Source organism: Yinghuangia sp. YIM S10712, from assembly GCF_051388935.1.
Lineage (GTDB): Bacteria > Actinomycetota > Actinomycetes > Streptomycetales > Streptomycetaceae > Yinghuangia.
In genome coordinates, this window is record NZ_JBPKBI010000022.1 from 73,204 (window position 1) to 93,490 (window position 20,287).

Sequence of the window (20,287 nt, forward strand, 5' to 3'; positions counted from 1 at the left end):
GGTGGTTGGCCGTACGGTCGGTGCCCAGCACGTACAACACCCCCGATCGCCGAGGAGTCGCGATGGGTTTCGACGCGGACGTCATCGTGGTGGGGGCGGGCCTGGCCGGACTGGTCGCGACATACGAACTCAGCCGTGCCGGGCGGCGGGTGGTGGTCGTGGACCAGGAGAGCGAGGCCAACCTCGGCGGGCAGGCGTTCTGGTCACTCGGCGGGCTGTTCCTGGTGGACAGTCCCGAGCAACGCCGCATGGGCATCAAGGACTCGTACGACCTCGCCCTCGCCGACTGGCTGGCCTCCGCCGGTTTCGACCGCGAGCGCGAGGACCACTGGCCGCGCCGATGGGCCCACGCGTACGTCGACTTCGCGGCCGGGGAAAAGCGGCGCTACCTGCACGGCTTGGGCCTGCGGGTCGTGCCGACGGTCGGATGGGCCGAGCGCGGCGGCGGCACCGCGACCGGGCACGGCAACTCCGTGCCGCGGTTCCATCTCACGTGGGGCACGGGGCCCGAGGTCGTGCGGGTGTTCCGCGAACCGGTGCTCGACGCCGCCTCGCGCGGGCTGGTGCGCTTTCACTTCCGCCACCGCGTCGACGAGTTGATCGTCGAACAGGGTGCGGCGGTCGGCGTACGCGGCTCCGTGCTCGTGCCGTCGTCCGACCCGCGCGGGGCGGCGTCGTCGCGAGACCGTGTCGGCGAGTTCGAACTCCGCGCCCAGGCCGTCGTGGTGACCTCCGGCGGCATCGGCGGCGATCACGAACTCGTGCGCAGGAATTGGCCCGTGGAACGCATGGGCCCGGCACCGCGGTCGATGATCACCGGAGTGCCGGCGTACGTCGACGGCCGCATGCTGGAGATCAGCGAGACTGCGGGCGGATCGGTCGTCAACCGCGACCGGATGTGGCACTACACCGAAGGCATCAGGAACTGGGACCCGATCTGGCCCGACCACGCGATCCGGATCATCCCCGGCCCGTCGTCCCTGTGGCTGGACGCGACCGGACACCGGCTGCCCGCCCCGCTGTTCCCCGGCCACGACACCCTCGCCACACTCCGCCACATCCTCGCGACCGGTCACGACCATTCGTGGTTCGTGCTGACCCGCTCGATCGTGGAAAAGGAGTTCGCGTTGTCGGGCTCCGAGCAGAACCCTGATATCACCGGCAAGGACCTCAAGTTGGTCCTGTCGCGCGTCAAGAAGGGTGCGCCGGGGCCCGTGCAGGCGTTCTTGGACCACGGCGAGGATTTCGTCGTACGGCCCACACTGCGCGAGTTGGTCGACGGCATGAACGCCATCGCACCGGGTCCGGTCGTCGACTTCGCCACGGTGGAACGCGAAGTCCTCGCGCACGACCAGGCCGTAGGCAACGCGTACGGAAAAGACCTCCAGCTCATGTCCGTTCGCAACGCCCGCGCCTACCTACCCGACAAGATCACGCGCGTCGCCGCCCCACACCGCTTCCTGGATCCGGCCCACGGCCCACTCATCGCCGTACGCCTGCACGTACTGACCCGCAAGACTCTCGGCGGTCTGGAGACAACACTCGATTCGCAGGTGGTACGCGCCGACGGGGAGCCGTTCGAGGGCCTGTACGCCGCAGGCGAGGTCGCCGGCTTCGGCGGAGGCGGCGTGCACGGCTACAACGCGCTGGAAGGCACCTTCCTCGGCGGCTGCATCTTCTCGGGACGCGCGGCGGGCCGCGCACTCGCGAAGAGGCTCGCATGACCGGCGGGGTGTCGGAGGCCGGCCGTGTCGCCCTGGTCACCGGCGCGTCCTCCGGCATCGGCGCGGCAGTCGCGGCTCTGCTGGCCGGGCGCGGCTACCGCGTGTACGGCACAACCCGCAACCCGGCGGCGATTTCGGCCCCAGTCCCCGACGTCGAATACATCGCCCTCGACCTCACCGACGAGGCTTCGATCGGCGCGTGCGCCGCCGCCTGCGGCCCGGTCGACATCCTCATCAACAACGCAGGCGAAAGCCAGAGCGGCCCACTCGAAGAACTCCCCATGGACGCCGTCCGCCGCCTCTTCGAGACCAACGTCTTCGGCGCGGTCCGACTCACGCAGTTGCTGACCCCGGGAATGCGCGCCCGCCGCCACGGCCGCGTCGTGATGGTCGGCTCGATGCTGGCCAGCTTCCCGCTCGCCTACCGCTCCTCATACGTCGCGTCAAAAGCCGCCCTCAAGGGCTTCGCCACCGCCGCACGCCGCGAGTTCGCCCCCTACGGCGTCGCGATCACCACCGTCGAGCCGGGCTCCATCAACACCGGAATCAGCGAACGCCGCACCCAATACCTGGCCGAAGACTCACCCTTCGCCACCGAGTACCACACCATGCTGAACGCCCTGAACGCCAACGAGGCAGCAGGCATCACCCCCGAAACCGTCGCCGCCACAATCCTCAAGGCAGTCGAATCCCCCCGCCCCAAGCCCCTCTACGCAGTAGGCAGCAACGCCCCGGTTGTGTTCGCCCTCCGCCGCCTCCTCCCCCGCACCGCAGCAGAACGCCTCACCGCCCGCCGCCACGGCCTACGCTGAGGCCGCGTCCGCACGCTATTTTGGGACCACGATCGTGTGACCACACCGCGTCGCCCGCACGCGGAACGCCTCAATCGACGGGCACCCGGCCTCCCGCCACGACGTGACGATTTGCTCGACGCGACGCCACATCAGATCGGGACCGCCCTCGCGAATCACAGCGCTTCCGTCCGGGCGGTCGGTGACCACGACGAAGGACCCGCTGTCCTGATCGATGTACGCGTCCGTCGACGGCTGACCATCGATGCTGCCCCGAGTCCATTGGAAGGCAGGAGCGACACTGTCCGCCAACACCAAGGCGGCGTTGTCCGCGAGCGCCGACGCCCCTACCGAGGACAGTCTTTCCGTACCACTGTCCAGGTCGGGAAGAATGAGGTGCCGTTGAGCAGCCTCCTGCCGCGCGGGCATGTAGTTGCCACCCGAGACGAACTGCCCTTCTGCCACTCCGTCGTCACCCATTGTCAGCCGGACGAGACCGGCGCTCAGCAGCCGACCGCGAAGCCCGGCAATGATGATGCCGCCGGGTTTCATCGGACTCCTCCGTGGATACCCCGGCCTTCAGGCCGGGGAGGAAACGGACCCCTGCGGAGCAGGGCAGGAGAAGCCGAACCGCTCCCGGGCGGTTCGGCGTTCAGCACAGTGAACGGCGAACACCCGCGTCTCACCCGCAAGCTGATAGACTGTGAGGTATGGGGCATTCGTCGGTCAAGCGGGCGTATCGGTACCGCTTCTACCCCACCGGCGAGCAGGCGGCGGAGCTGTCGCGTACGTTCGGCTGTGTCCGTCTCGTCTACAACAAGGCCCTCGAAGAACGCACCCGCGCGTGGTACGGCGAGCAGCGCCGTGTCTCGTACGTGGAGTCGTCGGCCGCGCTGACGGCGTGGAAGAAGACCGGCGAACTCGCGTTCCTCGGCGAGGTGTCGAGCGTTCCGCTGCAGCAGGCGCTGCGGCACCTGCAGACGGCGTTCGCCAACTTCTTCGCGCGCCGTGCGCAGTACCCGAGGTTCAAGTCGCGGAAGAGGTCCCGTGCGTCGGCGGAGTACACCCGCTCCGCGTTCACCTGGCGCGACGGGCAACTCACGCTGGCGAAGATGTCCGGGCCGTTGGACATCCGCTGGTCGCGTCCGCTGCCGGAGGGGGCGGTGCCCTCGACGGTGACGGTGTCCCGCGACGCGGCTGGGCGCTGGTTCGTGTCGCTGCTGTGCGACGACACCGTCACCCCGGCCCCGGCCACCGCGAACGCGGTCGGTGTCGACGCGGGCGTCACCTCGCTGGTGACCTTGTCGACCGGGGAGAAGATCGCCAACCCGAAACACGAACGCCGCGACCGCGCCCGCCTCGCCAGGGCGCAGCGGGAGCTGTCCCGCAAGGCGAAGGGCTCCAACAACCGCGCGAAAGCTCGGGTGAGGGTCGCCCGTGTCCACGCGCGGATCGCGGACCGGCGCCGGGACTTCCTGCACAAGCTCACTACTCGGCTCGTCCACGAGAACCAAGTGGTCGTGATCGAGGACCTGACCGTCCGCAACATGGTCAAAAACCGCCACCTCGCCCGCGCGATCTCGGACGCGGCGTGGCGGGACATGCGGGGGATGCTGGAGTACAAGTGCGCCTGGTACGGGCGTGAACTCGTCGTGGTCGACCGCTGGTTCCCGTCCAGCAGGCTGTGCGGGGCGTGCGGGACCATCCGGGAGAAACTGCCGCTGGACGTCCGCGCGTGGACGTGCGCGTGCGGCGTCACCCATGACCGCGACGTGAATGCCGCGAACAACATTCTGGCCGCCGGGCTGGCGGTGTCGGCCTGTGGAGACGGTGTCAGACCTCAACGGGAGTCCTCCCGGACGGGGCAGTCGTCGCTGAAGCAGGAAAGGTCCCAACCGCCGCGCTGACGCGCGGTGGCTCGGCCGCGAGGCCGAGGGGAATCCCCCTCGTTCACGAGGGGGAGGAAGTCAACTGATCCAGCCACTCCGGATAAATGCCGGCGACCCCGCACGTGGCGATCAATCGGTCGTACGGCGCGCCTTCGAGATACCCCGAACGCCCGTCACCCTCCACCACTGTCGGGTAGCGCTCCGAGCTGTAGAGGTTGCTCCTCGCCAGAACGGGGCGGCATCGCGCTCTGGGGTACCAACCACCACGCCAAGTCGTAATCGACGTGCCGGCGCACGAAGTTCGCCAAGGCGATATTCACAAGCGGGGCGTCACGCATCCGACCGCCGTGGCTGGTCAGCGATTCGTGGATCTTGTAGTTGAAGATTTGGGCGTAGTCCACACCATCGCGCGCGGCGAACCTGGCCTGATCCGCGTCCGCGCCCCACGCGACCAGGATCACGAGCGGAAGTCCGGACGACCCGAGGGTCCGCGAAGGAGCAGGGCACGCAGCGATGTCCGGTCTGCCCGCCGCCGGCCACACAAATGGACGAAACACCCGGCCCGGGTTGCCTGCTTCAACTTCCGGGTCCAGTGGCGGAAAGCCGCACATGGCCGTCTCGGGCGGCCTGCTCCGAGCCGCCCACAGTGCCTGCGCGGACGATGTCACAGCACCCGACGAGGCTCCGTCGCCGACCTTGAACTTGCTGTCCTCGTAGGCCGCTTTCGACCGTAACGGCTGCTCCGCCTCACCATCACTCATCACGCACTCCGCCTCGCTCGTTCACGTTTCGCTTCCACCATGAGCGGTCGAGCGCAGGCTCAGAAGAGGCGACGTGGGTACCCAAGTTGGGTCGGTCCAGGGTGGCGGCAAGGTGTTGACTGTCTCGTGGAGTACACAGGCGGCTGACGGGTGGGGTCATGGGCGACGAAGCGAACCGACAACTGATGGACCGCTTACTGGCCAAGCCAGAAATGATTGCCGCCTGCGCATCTCGCGACTTCCGAACGATCTTCCGACTCGCGCGGATCGCCGGCCTTTACCCCACAGGCATCGCGCGTGCCTGCGGTCTTACACCCGGCCGCGTCGGCGATGTCCTTGTCGGACGTCATGCCGTGCAGAAGATCGACGTCATCGAACGCATCTCGGATGGACTTCGCATCCCCGGCCACCTGCTCGGGCTGGCTGCCCGTCCGTGGGAAAAGGGGGTTGCTCGGAGCATGGCCAAGAACGAACATGACTTCCCTGATATGGCGCTGCTGTGGAGGCCACCAGAAGTGGCCGCCATGGCAGAGCAGTTCACGAGGAGCGACTTACAAATGGATCGCCGAACGGCCCTGCTGGCCATGCTGTCCACAGCTGTCGGGCATGCACCGATTGCATCTCTGGAACGCTGGCTCGACGACGATCCCGATGGGCCACCACCGACCGCGAGCCGAAGTGGGGTCGGCCAGGAGGAAGTCGCTCTTCTCGAAAAGACCGCGCGCGTATTCCGACAGTGGGATCACCAATTTGGTGGCGGCCTTCGCCGTAAAGCCGTTGTCGGCCAACTCAACGAAGTCAGCGAACTCCTGAAGACTCGTCATCCGGAACTACTGGAACGACGCCTTTATCGCACGATGGCCGAGTTGGCGGGAACCGCCGCAACCATGTCATGGGACTCTGGCCTACAGAAGAGGGCTCACAACTACTACCTGATCGCGCTGCAGGCCGCCAAGGCTGCGGGTGACCGACCATTCGCAGCCAATACGCTGGCCGGGATGGCAAGACAACAGCTCTACCTGGGGCGCGCGTCGGACGCTCTGGAGATTGTCCGATTGGCCATCGAAGGTGCAGCCGAGCACGCCAGCCCTGCGGTTCGCGCGATGCTGTTCACACGCGAGGCCTGGGCGTATGCGCAACTGGGGCGCATCTCAGCGTTCCAGCGTGCGACGGCGCGAGCCGAAGACGCCCTGACGTCCAGCACACCAGTTGACGAACCCCACTGGATTCACTACTTCGGGGCGGCTGAACTCGCCGGTGTCACCGGTGGTCGGTGGTTGGAACTCGCGCGCAAAGATGCCAAGTACGCGGACCAGGCAGTTCATACCATCAGGCGGGCCGTCGACTTACGAGGGCCGACCGGCTTGCGCAGCCACGGGCTCGACCAAGTCGGCCTGGCTGAAGCGCAATTCATTCAAGGCGAGAGGAAAGCAGCCATCGACACCACACACAACGCCTTGGCTGTCGCTGAAATGACTCAGTCAAGCCGGGTTCGCGCACAGATGCGCGACCTCTACGCCTACACCAACGATGGCGACCGCGACCCCAGACTGCGAGAAGTACGTGACAGGATGCGCGAACTACTCACGACCAAGTAGGGAGTTACATGCCCACCATCGGGATCACCGGTCACATGGACATCACGTCGGAGACTTCGCAGCTTGTGGAAACCGAGCTGCGGAAGCACCTCGACAACATCCCACCCGGCGAGCTGGTGGGCATGAGCTGCATTGCCAAGGGTGCCGACGCGCTTTTCGCTGAGGTTGTGCTGTCGCTCGGGGGTCGTCTTGTTGTGGTTCTACCCTCTCGTGACTACCGAGCCGCGAAGGTCAAGCCGGACTACCTGGCCGCGTTCGACTCGCTGCTCGGGCGGGCCGCGGAAGTCCAGACCATGCCGTACGACAACGCCGACCGCGATGCCTATACCGCCGCGAACGAATACCTCGTGTCGGAATGCGAAGCGCTTTTCGCCGTCTGGGACGGGCAGCCCCCGTCCGGCAAAGGCGGTACGGCCGATGTCGTCGCGTACGCCCGGCAGCTCGGCACGCCCGTCACGGTCGTCTGGCCGAGCGGTGCCGCACGAAGCTGAGCGGAGCAGCGGTGGCCTGCGGAACACGCCCGAAGAATCACGCATGGATGCGCGGATGCCGGGCAGTCCTGGGGGCCACCGGCCCCCATTCGGGGGTCGGTCGTCGACCGAGGAGGTTCTCGATGTTGATGGCACACCCGGCTGTACTGCGTGATCTGGTCGAGCAGTACCAGGCACTCAGCCTTCTGCACGCCGAACAGGGCAGCCCGGAGGCCCGGCGGCGTATGGAGGACATCGCGTACACCCTGTGTGTCTCGACGGGGACCCGTGACATCGACGCCGCGCTGATAGCCGCACGCCTGCGACTGCCCGGGGCACGCCCCGAGGACGACTCGCTGGTCGGTGCCTGACGCGCGATGCGCTCGCGCGGCCACGAGGCGATCGAGCGGGAGGTGCCGTTGCCCGAGCGGCGGTTCGATCGGCAACGGGCGTTCGTCGCGGGTGCGGTGCTCCTTGCGGCGTTCACGCTGCTCGCGGTGCCGGTCGAGTTGTCGTGGTCGCCGTTGGAAGAGCTTGACGCCGGGGTTGCCCGGCATCTCGACGCGTGGGTGACAGCCGACGCCGTGCGTGTGGACACGGCGTCGGTGCTGAGCGATTGGGTGTGGGATCCGTTCGTTTTCCGCGGCCTCGTCCTGGTGGTCTGTGTGTGGCTGTGGCGCCAAGGCGAGCGCCGCACGGTGATGTGGGCGGTCGTGGCGATGGCCGCGGCGGCGGGGACGAGCGGGCTGATGAAGATCGCATTCGACCGGCCGCGTCCGGAGGGGATGGCGGTCACGGCCCCCGGCGGCTCCTTCCCGTCGGGCCATGTGGTCACCGCGACGGTCGGTGCCGGTGTTCTGGTGCTGCTGCTCGCACCCGCCCTCTCCGCTCGCCTGGGGCTGTTGGTGCGCGGCATCGCACTGGTCTCCGTCGTCGGTGTCGGTGCCACTCGCGCGGTTCTCGGTGCGCATTACCTGACCGACGTCGTCGGCGGTTGGCTGCTCGGCGGGGCCATCCTGGCCCTCACGTGTGCGGCGTTCGCCTCGGGCCGCCGGCAGGAGCTCGGAGGCAAGGCGCGTTCCCCGGCCGTGCGCGAGTAGCACGCGCGTAGGCGGCCCCCGGTCGGGCAGAGTCTCCCGTGGATGCTCCCTGGGCAAGAGGCCGGAGCGTGCCGGGAGGAGCGAACGACCATGGCCGAACTGACGTTGGGGCCGCTGCTGCGCTACACCGGGCGGACGACCGCGACGGTGTGGGTCGAGACCGACGGGCCGGCGCGGGTCGCCGTGGAGTGTGACGACGCGGCCGGGTCGACGGACACCTGGTCGGTGTTCGGGCGGCATTACGCGCTTGTGGTGGTCGAGGGGCTGGCCGCCGGGCGGAGCCGGGCGTACCAGGTACTGGTGGACGGGCGGCAGGTGTGGCCGCCGGAGGACGGCGCGTTCCCGCCCAGCGTCATCCGGACGCTGTCCGACGACGGTGGTTCGGGCCCGCAGCGCATCACCTTCGGTTCGTGCCGCTGGTCGCGGCCTCCGGTTCCCGGTGAGTCCGGGGAACGCCACCTCGCCCCTGATGCGCTGGACACCCTCGCACTGCGGCTTGCACACGAGCCGGACGCCGAACTTCCCGACGCTCTGTTGCTGTTGGGTGACCAGGTGTACGCCGATGAGATCTCCCACCGGATGCGGAACCGCCTCGCCGAGCGCCGTGACCTGTCGCAGCCACCTGGGCCCCAGGCCGCCGATTACGAAGAGTACGCACTTCTCTACCAGGAGTCGTGGACCGACCCGCAGATCCGCTGGCTGTTGTCGACGGTGCCGACCGCGATGATCTTCGACGACCACGAGATGATCGACGACTGGAACACGTCGCACAGCTGGCGCCGTGACATGGCGGAACAGCCGTGGTGGGCCGAGCGCATCACCGGCGCGTTCGCCTCCTACTGGGTGTATCAGCACCTCGGCAATCTGTCGCCGGAAACACTTGCGGAAGACCGCACGTTCGCCGCTGTGCAGGCCGCCGAAGCGCCCGAGGAAGCCACCGGGATCCTGCGCGAGTTCGCGGTCCGGGCCGACGGAGACGCCGATCAGGAGGACGGTGCCCGCCCCCGTATGCAGTGGAGTTTCCGCCGGGACTTCGGCCGGACGCGGCTGGTCATGCTCGACAACCGGGCGGGGCGGGTTCTGACGCCGACCGACCGCCGCATGCTCAGCAGCGAGGAATTCTCCTGGGCGGTCCGGCAGTTCGAGGAGGGCGGCTACGACCATCTGCTGATCGGCAGTTCGCTTCCGTGGCTGCTGCCGCACGCGATCCACGATCTGGAGTCGTGGAACGAGGCGCTGTGCTCGGGGGTCTGGGGGCCGCGCGCCGCCGAGGTCGGCGAGAAGGTGCGTCGCGCGGGAGACCTCGAACACTGGTCGGCATTCCGTGAGTCGTTCGAGGAGTTCAGCGCAGAGCTGCGCCGGATCGCCGCGGAAGGCACCGGGTCGAACGGCGAACGTCCGTCCACCATCTGCGTGTTGTCCGGGGATGTGCACCACGCGTACGTCGCCGAGGCGCACTGGCCGGGCGTCGACACCGCGCAAGGCGCCGCTTGCGTCGTGCAGTTGACCTGTTCGCCGCTGCACAACTCGGTGCCGCCGGCGATCCGTGCGGGATTCCTGTTCGGCTGGGGCCGGTTGGCGACCGGCATCGGGCGCCTTCTCGCCCGGCACGCCGGCCTGCCGCCGAGGCCGCTGCACTGGACCAAGCTCGGCGGCCCTTGGTTCGGAAACCACCTGATGACCTTGACGATTCACGGCAGGCACGCCGAACTCGCTTTGGATCGTGCGGAGTCCACGTCGTCCGACAAGAACGCCGAAGGCTCCGTCGGGACCGGTCGCGCGCGGCTGCGGCGGATCGGCCGCGGTCGGCTGCGCTGACCGGAGCCGTTCAGGCCCAGAACAATCAACTACCGTACCAAACCGGGCAGTTCTTGATCACGCATGGTTATCATGCGGATCGTCTCAGCTCTGTTGGTCGGCGGTGCGGTGCGCCTACACTCGCATCCGGCAGCACGATCCGCACGATGAGCGGAGGCGAGCACCGGTGAAAGTTGTGGTGTTGGTCAAGCACGTGCCCGACGAAGCAGCCGATCGCCCTTCCGGTACCGAGGCGTCCGGCACCAAAGTCTTCGCGCCCGACCTGACGATCGACCGGGGCGCGTTGAGCTGTCGCCTCGGCGCGCTGGACGAGAACGCGGTCGAGCAGGCGATGCGCATCGCCCGGCGGCGGCTCGACGTGCAGATCATCGCCGTGACGATGGGCCCGGCAGGTGCGGAGCGCTCGCTGGCCCGGGCCCTTGCGCTCGGAGCCGACGAAGGCGTGCACGTGCGCGACGACGCCCTGCACGGATCGGATGCGCGGGCGACGGCTTCGGTGTTGGCGACAGTCGTTGCCCGGCTCGGCTTCGACCTCGTGCTGTGCGGCGCGGCGTCGTCGGACTCGGGGATGTCCGTCGTCCCGGCGATGGTGGCCGAGCATCTGGGCGTCCCCGTGGCGTGCGACGCGGACGCGGTGTGGGTGGGTGAGGACGAAGTCCTCGTACGCCGCGACGCCGACGGATTCGTCGAGGAGGTCGCGGCACCGCTGCCCGCGGTGGTCTCCGTCACGGAACGCGCGGACGAGCCCAGGTATCCGTCGTTCCGGGCGATCGTCGAGGCCCGCCACAAGGTGCTGCGCACTTGGTCGTTGGCGGATCTGCGCATCCGACCCGAGACGGTGGGCGCCAACGCGTCGGCGACCGTTGTGCGTTCGGTGACCCCGCATCCGGGCGAGCGGCCCGCGGTGCTGATCGAAGGCGCATCGGACGTCGCTGCGGCGCGCCTCGCACGCTACCTGACGGAGCACCAGTTGATCTGATCGATGAACGAGGCGCTGGGAGGCCGGGCGATGGGCCCTGTGCTAGTGCTCGTCGAACAACACGAAGGCAATGGCGACACCGTCCAGTCACGCACATACGAACTGCTTACGATTGCACGGCGGTTCGGTGATCCGGTGGCAGTGGCCCGGCATCCGGTGGACGCGGCGTGCGTCGCGGCGCTGGGACGGTACGGCGCGACGCGCGTCTGCGTGGTGGAGTCCGCCGTACCGGGTGCGAGCCCGGCCGTGGTCGCGGTCGCGGGTCTCGCCGAACTCGCGTGGCAGATGTCCGCGGTGGCCGTGCTGATCGGTTCGGGACGCGAGGGGCGCGAGGTGGCGGCCCGGACATCGGTGCGGCTCGGTGCCGGGATCGTGACGGATGCGGTCGATGTGCGGCCGGGCCCGGGCGGGCCGGTGACCGTGCAGGACGTGTGTGAGGGCGCGTACCGCGTCGAGTCGGTGGTGCGCGGGGATTCGCCGGTGATCACGGTGGCCCCCGGCGCGGTCGCGGCGGTACCTGATCCGGCGGTGCCGGTCGTCGAACGTGTGCGCGTGCGGCCGGCAGAACCGGCCTGTGCGGTGAGGGTGGTGGCGCGCACGCCGAAAACCCGGCGCCCCGGTGTCGCGGGGGCGGCCGTGGTGGTCGCCGGCGGGCGTGGTGTCGGTTCCGCCGACGGGTTCGCGCTCATCGAGAAGGTCGCGGACGCTCTCGGCGGCGCGGTCGGGGGGACGCACGCGGCGGCCGATCACGGTTGGTGTCCGCCCGACGCGCTGATCGGCCAGACGGGGGCGATCGTGCATCCGCGCCTGTATCTGGCGTGCGGCATCTCCGGGTCGGTGCACCACCGGGCCGGCATGCGGCACGCGTCCACGATCGTGGCGATCGACAAGGACCCGTCGGCGCCGATCTTCCGGATCGCCGACGTCGCCGTGGTGGGCGACCTGCACGAGGTGCTGCCGGCCCTGCTCGCGGAGCTGGACCGGCGGCGGCGACAGCCCTGCGGCGTCGAGGAGACGGCCGCGGCCGACACTGCGGTCACCTGACCGCCGCAGGACGAACGAGCACGAGGCACGACGTACCCGCACGAATTCGCGTACCCGCACGGCACCTCGTACGAAGCACACCCTTCGGACCGAGACCCCGATCCCCGTGGGAGGCGTAAGTGGCAGTACGACTCGTCATCGGACTCGCGATCACGGCGGTCGCGTTCGCGCTGGCCGGACACCGCGTCCTGAACCTCTACCGGCTCGGCCGCGCCGGGCAGGCGGTGGAGCCGGACCGCACCCGTGGCGCGGGGACCCGGTTGTGGGCCGTCGCCACCGAGGTGCTGGGCCAGCGGAAGCTGCTCAAGTGGACGGGTGCCGGCGTCGCGCACTTCGCGGTCTTCTGGGGCTTCGTGATCCTCGGCGCGACCATCGTCGAGGGCTACGGGGCTTTGTTCGACAAGGACTTCCACATTCCGATCATCGGAAAGCAGGCGTGGCTGGGCGCGTTGGAGGACGCGTTCGTGGTCGCGGTGCTGTGCGGCATCGCGGCGTTCGCGGTGATCCGGTGGCGGCAGTCGCCGGACCGGGCCGGTCGCGGCTCGCGGTTCTTCGGCTCGCACACGGGTGCCGCGTGGCTCGTGCTGCTGATGATCTTCAATGTGATGTGGACGCTGCTGCTGTTCCGGGGCTCGCAGGTCAACGCGGGCACCTTCCCCTACCAGGACGGCGCGTTCGCCTCCGAGGCGGTCGGCGAGGTACTCGAGCCGCTGGGCCACGACGGCAACGAAGTCCTCGAACACGTCGCCTTGTTGGTGTCCTTGGGCGTGGTCCTGACCTTCCTGGTCCTGGTGGTGTACTCCAAGCACCTGCACATCTTCCTCGCCCCGCTCAACGTGCTCTTCTCGCGACGCCCGCGCGCTCTCGGCCCGTTGCTGCCGGTCCGATCGGGGGGCAGGGAGGTCGACTTCGAGGACCCGGACGAGGAGGACACGATCGGGCGCGGCGCGATCGAGGATTTCACCTGGAAGGGGCTGCTCGACTTCGCGACGTGCACCGAGTGCGGGCGCTGCCAGTCGCAGTGTCCTGCGTGGAACACCGGAAAGCCGCTCAGTCCCAAACTGCTCATCATGGCGTTGCGTGACCACGCGCTCGCGAAGGCGCCGTACCTCCTGGCGTCGTCGGACGAGGCACGTGCGGCGCTGCCCGAGGCCCAGGCGGCGGAGGCCGCAAGGCCGTTGGTAGGCCCTTCGGACGACCGCGGGGTCATCGACCCCGACGTCCTGTGGTCCTGTGTGACCTGCGGCGCGTGTGTCGAGCAGTGCCCCGTCGACATCGAGCACGTCGACCACATCGTGGACATGCGGCGCTACCAGGTGATGATGGAATCGGCGTTCCCCAAGGAAGCGTCGTCGATGATGCGGAACCTGGAGCGCAAGGGCGACCCGTGGGGGCGCGGCCGGAAGGCACGGATGGAGTGGGCCGTCGGACTGCCGTTCGAGGTGCGGGTGCTGGGCGGCGAGGAGATCCCGTCCGATGTCGAGTACCTGTACTGGGTGGGCTGCGCGGGCTCGTTGGACGACCACGCGAAGAAGACGAGCCGGGCGGTTGCCGAGCTGCTGCACGAAGCCGGCGTCGGCTTCGCGGTGCTGGGCCGCGACGAGGGGTGTACGGGTGACGCGGCCCGCCGCATGGGCAACGAACTCCTGTTCCAGGAACTCGCGCGGCAGAACGTCGAAACCCTCGACGCCGCGTTCGGCGCGCGCGAGACGAGGAAGATCGTGGTGACGTGCGCGCACTGCTTCAACGCGCTCGGCAACGAGTACCCGCAACTCGGCGGCCATTACGAAGTCGTCCACCACACCGAGCTGTTGGCCCGGCTGGTCGAGGAAGGCAGGCTGGTCCCGGCCGGCGAGGTGGACGCCAACGTGACCTACCACGATCCGTGTTACCTGGGCCGGCACAACCGGGTGTTCAGCCCGCCGCGGGCGATCCTCGGCAGCGTGCCGGGCGTTCGCCTCACCGAGATGCCACGCAACCGGGAGCGTTCGTTCTGCTGCGGGGCGGGCGGCGCGCGCATGTGGATGGAGGAGACGATCGGCACGCGTATCAACGAGACGCGTACCGACGAGGCGTTGGGCACCGAACCGGACCTGGTGACCGCGGCGTGCCCGTACTGCATCGTCATGCTGACCGACGGCGTGGCGACCCGCAAACAGGAGGGCAGGGCGGCGGAGTCCGTGCGCGTGACCGATGTCTCGGAAGTCCTGTTGAGGTCGGTCCGCCGCGGGACAGGAGCGCCGCCGCCCGCGACGAACGGCTCCGCGTCCGACGACGCGGAGGCGGAACAGGCCGCCGCCGCACCGAACGGCAACGGGGCCGCACCGCGCGCGGCACCGACCGACACCGGTGCCGGTGCCGGTGCGCCGGAGACGGCCGACACGGACACGAAGTGACGCCGCACGCCGAGACGCCGGATCCGGACGTTCCCGAGAGCTTCACCCGCCGGCCAGCTCCGTCGTGGCCGGAGGTCGCCTGCCGTCGTTTGACTCGGCCGAACCCGCCGCGAGTCGAACGACGACAGGAGACCACGTTGCGACGCACTCTTTCCACTCTGGGGCTGGCCGGCGCCATGCTCGCCGCTTTGGTGGCGGTGCCGGCCTCCGCGGCCCAGGATTCGTCCGACCGCGGACGCCCCGAGGCCGAGCCGATCGTGATCGCGCACCGGGGCGCGAGCGGCTACCGCCCCGAGCACACCTTGGAGGCGTACCGCCTCGCGATCCGGATGGGCGCGGACTACATCGAACCCGATCTCGTGTCCACGAAGGACGGCGTGCTCGTCGCGCGGCACGAGAACGAGATATCGGGCACCACCGACGTCGCCGCACGCCCGGAGTTCGCCGCGCGCAAGGCGACCAAGACGATCGACGGCGCCACGGTGACCGGCTGGTTCACCGAGGACTTCACCCTCGGCGAGCTCAAAACGCTGCGCGCGAAGGAGCGTCTGCCGCAGGTGCGTCCGACGAACACCGCGTTCGACGGCAGGTTCGAGGTGCCGACCCTCCAGGAGGTCGTCGACCTGGCCCGCACCGAGAGCCGGCGTCTGGGCCGCACGATCGGCATCTACCCGGAGACGAAGCACCCGTCGTACTTCCAGTCGATCGGTCTGCCGCTGGAGGAGCCGCTGGTCGCGCTGCTGGAGAAGAACCGGTTGAACTCTCGGAACGCCGAGGTGATCATCCAGTCGTTCGAGACGGCGAACCTGCGCAAGCTCGACAAGATGACGCGGGTCAGGCTCGCCCAACTGATGGACGCGAGCGGCAAGCCGTACGACTTCACCGTCTCCGGCGACCCGCGCACCTACCAGGACCTGGCGAAGCCCGAGAACCTCAAGTGGATCAGCACGTACGCGGACGGCATCGGCGTCAACAAGAACCTCGTCGTCCCGCGTGACGCCGCAGGGAAGCTCCTCGCCCCGACCGACGTCGTCCGGGACGCACACCGGGCCGGCCTGATCGTCCACGCGTGGACGTTCCGCGCCGAGAACCAGTTCCTTCCGGTCGACTTCCGCATCGGCAGCGACCCGAACGCCCGAGGCGACATCACCGCCGAGTACGAGCTCTTCTACCGCCTCGGCGTGGACGGCGTCTTCAGCGACCACCCCGACACCGCCGTCGCAGCCCGCGAAGGCCTGTGACCCCGCGCCACCGGCGAGACCGTGGAGGCGCCCGCTTGCTCGGCGGGCGCCTTCCCGGTTTTCAGTCCACGAACAGGCGTTTGATCAACTCGGGGTAATCCCAGCCCAGTTCACCGAGCATGGCAGCCAATACCGGCGGGGCTCCCTTGACCTGGGGCGTCGTGGCGAGCAGGCCGGGGACCGCGACGCTGCCGCCGCTGAAGCGCGAGCCGGGGGTCGCGGGGGCGTCGATGCGGTAGGTGCGCCACACCGGCTGATCGTGCTTCAGCATCACCGCGTGGCGGCCGTCCCAGGCGAGGAAGACCCAGCGGCCCTTGCTCGCGGCGCGGACGAACACAAGGCCGTCGTGGACCTGGGCGAATCCGTCGACCGCGCCGGCGGCGATGGGGAGCGGGTTGGCGAACGAGCCGGTGACCTCCCAGATGCCGTCCTGCTCGTCGGCGGTCAAGCCGGAGGCTGCGAGGTTGGCCAGGACGTCCGCGAATGGGCCCTGGAACTCGGGCGTTTCGTTATCGGTGTCGTCGTCCGGCCAGGCAGCGGGCGCGGGTTCTTCAGGCGTGGAGGGCAAGTCCCGGGTTTGCGGGGCGACTTGCGGGAGTGGCGTCGGCGCGGCGGCCGGGGCCGCCGACGGTGCGGCGGGAGGGGCGGCCGGAGTGACCGGTTTGACCGCAGTGACCGCCGGTCCGGGCGCGGCCGGTGCCGGTGCGGCCGGCGCGGGCGCGGTTCGTCCTGGGCTCAGGAGCGAGTCCGCGCCGACGGCGCCCGGCGGTGCTGCCGGTTGCGGCGCGCCCGGTGGCGCGACGACGTGTACCGGCGCACCCTTTGGTCGGCCGCTTGCGGGTTCGTCGGACGTCGTCGGCGCCGCGTCGTACGGTATGCGCGTGCCCTCGGACGGGAGCAGCGCCGGGTCGCCTTCACCGCAGACCGCGAGCTCCGGCAGTCCGCCCGTGGCAACGGCCGACCCGAGGGCACGCCACGTGAGTTCGGATCCCCCGGTGAGCACGGTCCACCGGTCGCCGGCCCGCCACTGGATCAGGCGCCCGCCGCGCACGTGCGCGTCGTCGACGATGCGGATCTCCGCGGGGTGCCCGGCCAGTGCCGCAGCGACGGCGTCCGGGTCGTAGCCGACGCGCGGCGGGGGCAGCACGAGGGTGATGTGTGCGGGGGTGAGGCGGTCGACCAGTGCACGCAGGGCCCGCGCGTCGGGGTCCAAGACCGGTGCGTGGATGCGGAGTTCTGTGACCGGGCCCACTGGCAGCCGGTCGAGCAGCGGCGCGTGGAGGTTGTGGAGGAGACGTGCCTCGTCGTCGGGGCCGACCGGCGCACCGATGTGGCGTTCGGCCACCGCGTCGGCCAGTTCGCGGAGGTGGGCTTCGGCCCATGGGGCGAACTCCAATGCGCCGCATAGGGATTCGAGCCAGTCCGCGAGGTCGGCGAGCATCGCGTGCGAGGAGCCGCGCGCGCAGGCGACCGTGGTCCACAGCGCGTCGTCCCCCTGCGAGCCCACGGCCAGGCGCGCGGTGTCGTCGCCGAGCAGCAGCGCGACGCGCGGCGCGAAGCCGAGGACGGCCGCGCGCGACGGGTCGCGGCCTCCGGCGTGGTACACGCCGTACGGCGCGTTCGCGATCACCGCGACCCGGGCACCTGTGGTGCGTGCGGCGGGCAGCGCGTCATCGCCGAGTCCGGCGCGTTCGGCGGCGAACCCCAGGAACAGCACATCGCGCGGAGCGCTCCCCGCGACAAAGCGCGCGAAGTCTGACAGACCCGCGTTTTCCGATGACCATTTTGGCCCGACGGTATCGACGCTCACACCGCCCCCTCCAATTTGATCACCATCGTAAGAGGCCGTCCGCCCGGCCGCAGACCAGGGCGGGGAGATATTGCGCAGCTCACGATGCCACAGGCGCCGGGCGCGGCACGGCGGCGGGGTGACCGAAGCGGCCACATTCGCTCTCGGCATGACGTGGAGCGAACCCCCTGTGACATAGCGCGACGCGAACGCCCACACGTCGGTGCCAGTTGGGCGCGTGCACACGGTCGCCGGGCCTCGCGGGCGTCCGCCCCGCCTCGTCCGCCCGGCCTCGCGGCCGGGACGAGCGGGCGGGGCGCACCTCGTGGGCGGCCTCGGGGGCTCAGCCGCCGACGTACTCCCGCAGGTGACGTGCCGTCAAAGTGTCGGCCTCGGCGACGAGTTGGGCAGGCGTACCGGTGAAGACGACGCGACCGCCGTCGTGGCCGCCGCCCGGGCCGAGGTCGATCAGCCAGTCGGCGTGCGCCATCACCGCCTGGTGGTGCTCGATCACGATCACCGTGTTGCCCTCGTCGACAAGCCGGTCCAGCAGAGCCAGGAGCTTGTCGACGTCGGCCATGTGCAGGCCGCTGGTGGGCTCGTCGAGGACGTACACCGACGACTTCTCGGCCATGTGGATCGCGAGCTTGATGCGCTGCCGCTCACCGCCGGACAGCGTGTTGAGCGGCTGGCCAAGCCGGAGGTAGCCGAGCCCGACGTCGTTGAGCCGACCGAGGATGGCGTGCGCCTGTCCCGAGGTGAAGAAACCGTGCGCCTCGGCCACCGACATGTCGAGGACGTCGCTGATGTTCCTGCCGTTCAGGCGGTACGTCAGCACCTCGGCGGTGAAGCGCTTGCCCTCGCACTTCTCGCACACCGAAGCGACCCCGGCCATCATCGCCAGGTCGGTGTAGACCAGTCCGATGCCGTTGCAATTGCCGCACGCCCCCTCGGAGTTCGCGCTGAACAGGGCGGGCTTGACCCCGTTGGCTTTCGCGAACGCCGTGCGGATCGGCCCCAACAGACCGGTGTACGTCGCCGGATTGGAGCGCCGCGAACCCCGGATCGGGGACTGGTCGGCGACCACGACGCCGTCGCGGCCGGACACGTTGCCGTGGATCAGCGAGCTCTTGCCCGATCCCGCGACACCCGTGACGACGGTCAGGACACCGAGCGGGATGTCGACATCGACGTCCCGCAGATTGTGCTGCCGCGCGCCCGTGATCGACAGGTGCCCCGTCGGCCGGCGGACGGCCTCCCGCAGGCGGGCCCGGTGTTCCAGGTGCCTCCCGGTAAGCGTTCCGGAGGCACGCAGCCCGGCCACGTCGCCCTCGTAGCAGATCCGTCCGCCGTCCTGGCCCGCGCCCGGACCGAGGTCGACCACGTGGTCGGCGATCGCGACGACCTCGGGCTTGTGCTCCACCACGAGCACGGTGTTGCCCTTGTCGCGCAGTCGCAGCAGCAGGTCGTTCATGCGCCGGATGTCGTGCGGGTGCAGGCCGACGGTCGGCTCGTCGAAGACGTACGTCACATCGGTCAGGCTCGACCCGAGGTGCCGGACCATTTTGACGCGCTGGGCCTCGCCCCCGGACAGCGTCGACGACGTCCGGTCCAGGCTCAGGTATCCGAGCCCGATCTCGACCAGCGAGTCGAGCAGATGGCGCAGGTTCGCCAACAAGGGGGCCACGGACGGGTCGTCGATGCCCTTGACGAACTCCGCGAGATCGGTGATCTGCATCGAGGAGCACTCGGCGATGTTGACGCCGCCGATCCGTGACGAGAGCGCTGCGGCACCGAGGCGTGTCCCCGCGCATTCCGGGCATGCGGCGAACACCACGGCCCGGTCCACGAAGGCGCGGATGTGGGGCTGCATGGCGTCGCGGTCCTTGGCGAGGTAGATGCGCTGGACCTTGGTGACGAGCCCTTCGTACGTGATGTTGTTCGAGCCGACCTTCACCTTGCATGACGGCTTGTGCAGGAAGTCGTCCCATTCCTGGGTGGTGAAGTCCTTCAGCTTCTTGTCGGGGCTGTAGAACCCGGAGTGCGCCATGACCTGCCAGTACCACGAGTCCACCCCGAACTGCGGGACGGTGATCGCCCCTTCGTTGAGCGACAGTTCGCGGTCGACGAGCTGGTCGACGTCGATCGTGGAGATCTCCCCCAGCCCCTCGCAGCGCGGGCACATGCCCTCGGGGCTGTTGAAGCTGAATGCCGTCGAGGTGCCCACGTACGGGCTGCCCAGCCGGCTGAAGACGATGCGCAACATCGTGTAGGCGTCGGTCGCGGTCCCCACGGTGGAGCGGGAGTTGGCCCCCATGCGCTCCTGGTCCACGACGATCGCGGCGCTGAGGTTGTGCAGCCCGTCGACGTCGGGCCTGCCCAGGCTGGGCATGAAGGACTGCACGAACGCGGTGTACGTCTCGTTGATCAGCCGCTGCGACTCGGCGGCGATCGTGCCGAAGACGAGCGACGACTTGCCCGAGCCGGACACGCCGGTGAACACCGTGAGCCGTCGCTTCGGCAGGTCGAGAGAAACGTTTCTGAGGTTGTTCTCCCGCGCGCCGCGCACCTGGATGACGTGGTGGAGGTCGGCCGCGGTCGGTTCGGACTGAATGAACTGCCGGGTGATCTGCTGATTGTCTGCCATCACCCGGCAGTGAACCACACCCGCGAAGCCCTCGCGGCGT

Annotated in this window: 17 protein-coding genes; 12 read left to right on the plus strand and 5 right to left on the minus strand. The window is 69.3% G+C overall.

The window, feature by feature from the left end:
• Nucleotides 1-62 precede the first annotated feature (62 nt).
• Together ACRX5W_RS29275 and ACRX5W_RS29280 are read left to right on the plus strand one after the other, a co-directional pair.
• The gene (locus ACRX5W_RS29275) at nucleotides 63-1,724 is read left to right on the plus strand and encodes an FAD-binding dehydrogenase (RefSeq protein ID WP_436791370.1); all 1,662 of its coding nucleotides are present in this window, start codon (nucleotides 63-65) and stop codon (nucleotides 1,722-1,724) included.
• Entirely contained in the window at nucleotides 1,721-2,536 is an 816-nt protein-coding gene (locus tag ACRX5W_RS29280; RefSeq protein WP_436791371.1) for an SDR family oxidoreductase, read from the plus strand. Before ACRX5W_RS29275 ends, ACRX5W_RS29280 begins: the two co-directional genes overlap by 4 nt.
• 15 nt (nucleotides 2,537-2,551) lie before the next feature.
• On the opposite strand, the gene ACRX5W_RS29285 is transcribed toward ACRX5W_RS29280, so the two are convergent.
• Nucleotides 2,552-3,067, minus strand: a complete 516-nt coding sequence (locus ACRX5W_RS29285) for a hypothetical protein (protein WP_436791372.1) — start codon at nucleotides 3,065-3,067, stop codon at nucleotides 2,552-2,554.
• A gap of 158 nt (nucleotides 3,068-3,225) precedes the next feature.
• Here ACRX5W_RS29285 and ACRX5W_RS29290 point away from each other — a divergent pair, with 158 nt between their 5' ends.
• Complete coding sequence (locus ACRX5W_RS29290; RefSeq protein WP_436791373.1) at nucleotides 3,226-4,422, plus strand: RNA-guided endonuclease InsQ/TnpB family protein; 1,197 nt, start codon at nucleotides 3,226-3,228, stop codon at nucleotides 4,420-4,422.
• A gap of 43 nt (nucleotides 4,423-4,465) precedes the next feature.
• Here the strand turns inward: ACRX5W_RS29290 and ACRX5W_RS29295 are convergent, their stop codons facing one another.
• Together ACRX5W_RS29295 and ACRX5W_RS29300 are read right to left on the minus strand one after the other, a co-directional pair.
• Nucleotides 4,466-4,591: a hypothetical protein gene (locus ACRX5W_RS29295; protein ID WP_436791374.1), complete on the minus strand. Its 126-nt coding sequence runs from the start codon at nucleotides 4,589-4,591 to the stop codon at nucleotides 4,466-4,468.
• Entirely contained in the window at nucleotides 4,578-5,165 is a 588-nt protein-coding gene (locus tag ACRX5W_RS29300; protein ID WP_436791375.1) for a hypothetical protein, read from the minus strand. The genes ACRX5W_RS29295 and ACRX5W_RS29300 overlap by 14 nt, the downstream gene beginning before the upstream one ends.
• Nucleotides 5,166-5,323: 158 nt before the next feature.
• Here ACRX5W_RS29300 and ACRX5W_RS29305 point away from each other — a divergent pair, with 158 nt between their 5' ends.
• From ACRX5W_RS29305 to ACRX5W_RS29345, 9 genes are all read left to right on the plus strand, one after another.
• A complete protein-coding gene (locus ACRX5W_RS29305) occupies nucleotides 5,324-6,763 on the plus strand; it encodes a hypothetical protein (RefSeq protein ID WP_436791376.1) in 1,440 nt (479 codons plus the stop codon).
• An 8-nt stretch (nucleotides 6,764-6,771) separates the two neighbouring features.
• Complete coding sequence (locus ACRX5W_RS29310) at nucleotides 6,772-7,254, plus strand: hypothetical protein (RefSeq protein ID WP_436791377.1); 483 nt, start codon at nucleotides 6,772-6,774, stop codon at nucleotides 7,252-7,254.
• 122 nt (nucleotides 7,255-7,376) lie between these two features.
• Nucleotides 7,377-7,604: a DUF5133 domain-containing protein gene (locus ACRX5W_RS29315; RefSeq protein WP_436791378.1), complete on the plus strand. Its 228-nt coding sequence runs from the start codon at nucleotides 7,377-7,379 to the stop codon at nucleotides 7,602-7,604.
• A gap of 6 nt (nucleotides 7,605-7,610) precedes the next feature.
• Nucleotides 7,611-8,333, plus strand: a complete 723-nt coding sequence (locus ACRX5W_RS29320; protein WP_436791379.1) for a phosphatase PAP2 family protein — start codon at nucleotides 7,611-7,613, stop codon at nucleotides 8,331-8,333.
• A 90-nt stretch (nucleotides 8,334-8,423) separates the two neighbouring features.
• On the plus strand, nucleotides 8,424-10,151 hold the full coding sequence (locus ACRX5W_RS29325) for an alkaline phosphatase D family protein (RefSeq protein ID WP_436791380.1): 1,728 nt from the start codon (nucleotides 8,424-8,426) through the stop codon (nucleotides 10,149-10,151).
• A 166-nt stretch (nucleotides 10,152-10,317) separates the two neighbouring features.
• Nucleotides 10,318-11,130, plus strand: coding sequence for an electron transfer flavoprotein subunit beta/FixA family protein (locus tag ACRX5W_RS29330; RefSeq protein WP_436791381.1), 813 nt, complete (start codon nucleotides 10,318-10,320; stop codon nucleotides 11,128-11,130).
• Between the two features lie 30 nt (nucleotides 11,131-11,160).
• A complete protein-coding gene (locus tag ACRX5W_RS29335; RefSeq protein WP_436791382.1) occupies nucleotides 11,161-12,174 on the plus strand; it encodes an electron transfer flavoprotein subunit alpha/FixB family protein in 1,014 nt (337 codons plus the stop codon).
• A 119-nt stretch (nucleotides 12,175-12,293) separates the two neighbouring features.
• Complete coding sequence (locus ACRX5W_RS29340) at nucleotides 12,294-14,570, plus strand: (Fe-S)-binding protein (RefSeq protein ID WP_436791383.1); 2,277 nt, start codon at nucleotides 12,294-12,296, stop codon at nucleotides 14,568-14,570.
• Between the two features lie 137 nt (nucleotides 14,571-14,707).
• The gene (locus ACRX5W_RS29345) at nucleotides 14,708-15,811 is read left to right on the plus strand and encodes a glycerophosphodiester phosphodiesterase (protein WP_436791384.1); all 1,104 of its coding nucleotides are present in this window, start codon (nucleotides 14,708-14,710) and stop codon (nucleotides 15,809-15,811) included.
• Nucleotides 15,812-15,872: 61 nt separating this feature from the next.
• Here ACRX5W_RS29345 and ACRX5W_RS29350 read toward each other — a convergent pair whose 3' ends face one another.
• Together ACRX5W_RS29350 and ACRX5W_RS29355 are read right to left on the minus strand one after the other, a co-directional pair.
• Nucleotides 15,873-17,528: a hypothetical protein gene (locus tag ACRX5W_RS29350; protein WP_436791385.1), complete on the minus strand. Its 1,656-nt coding sequence runs from the start codon at nucleotides 17,526-17,528 to the stop codon at nucleotides 15,873-15,875.
• Nucleotides 17,529-17,943: 415 nt separating this feature from the next.
• On the minus strand, nucleotides 17,944-20,247 hold the full coding sequence (locus tag ACRX5W_RS29355) for an ATP-binding cassette domain-containing protein (RefSeq protein ID WP_436791386.1): 2,304 nt from the start codon (nucleotides 20,245-20,247) through the stop codon (nucleotides 17,944-17,946).
• Nucleotides 20,248-20,287 lie beyond the last annotated feature (40 nt).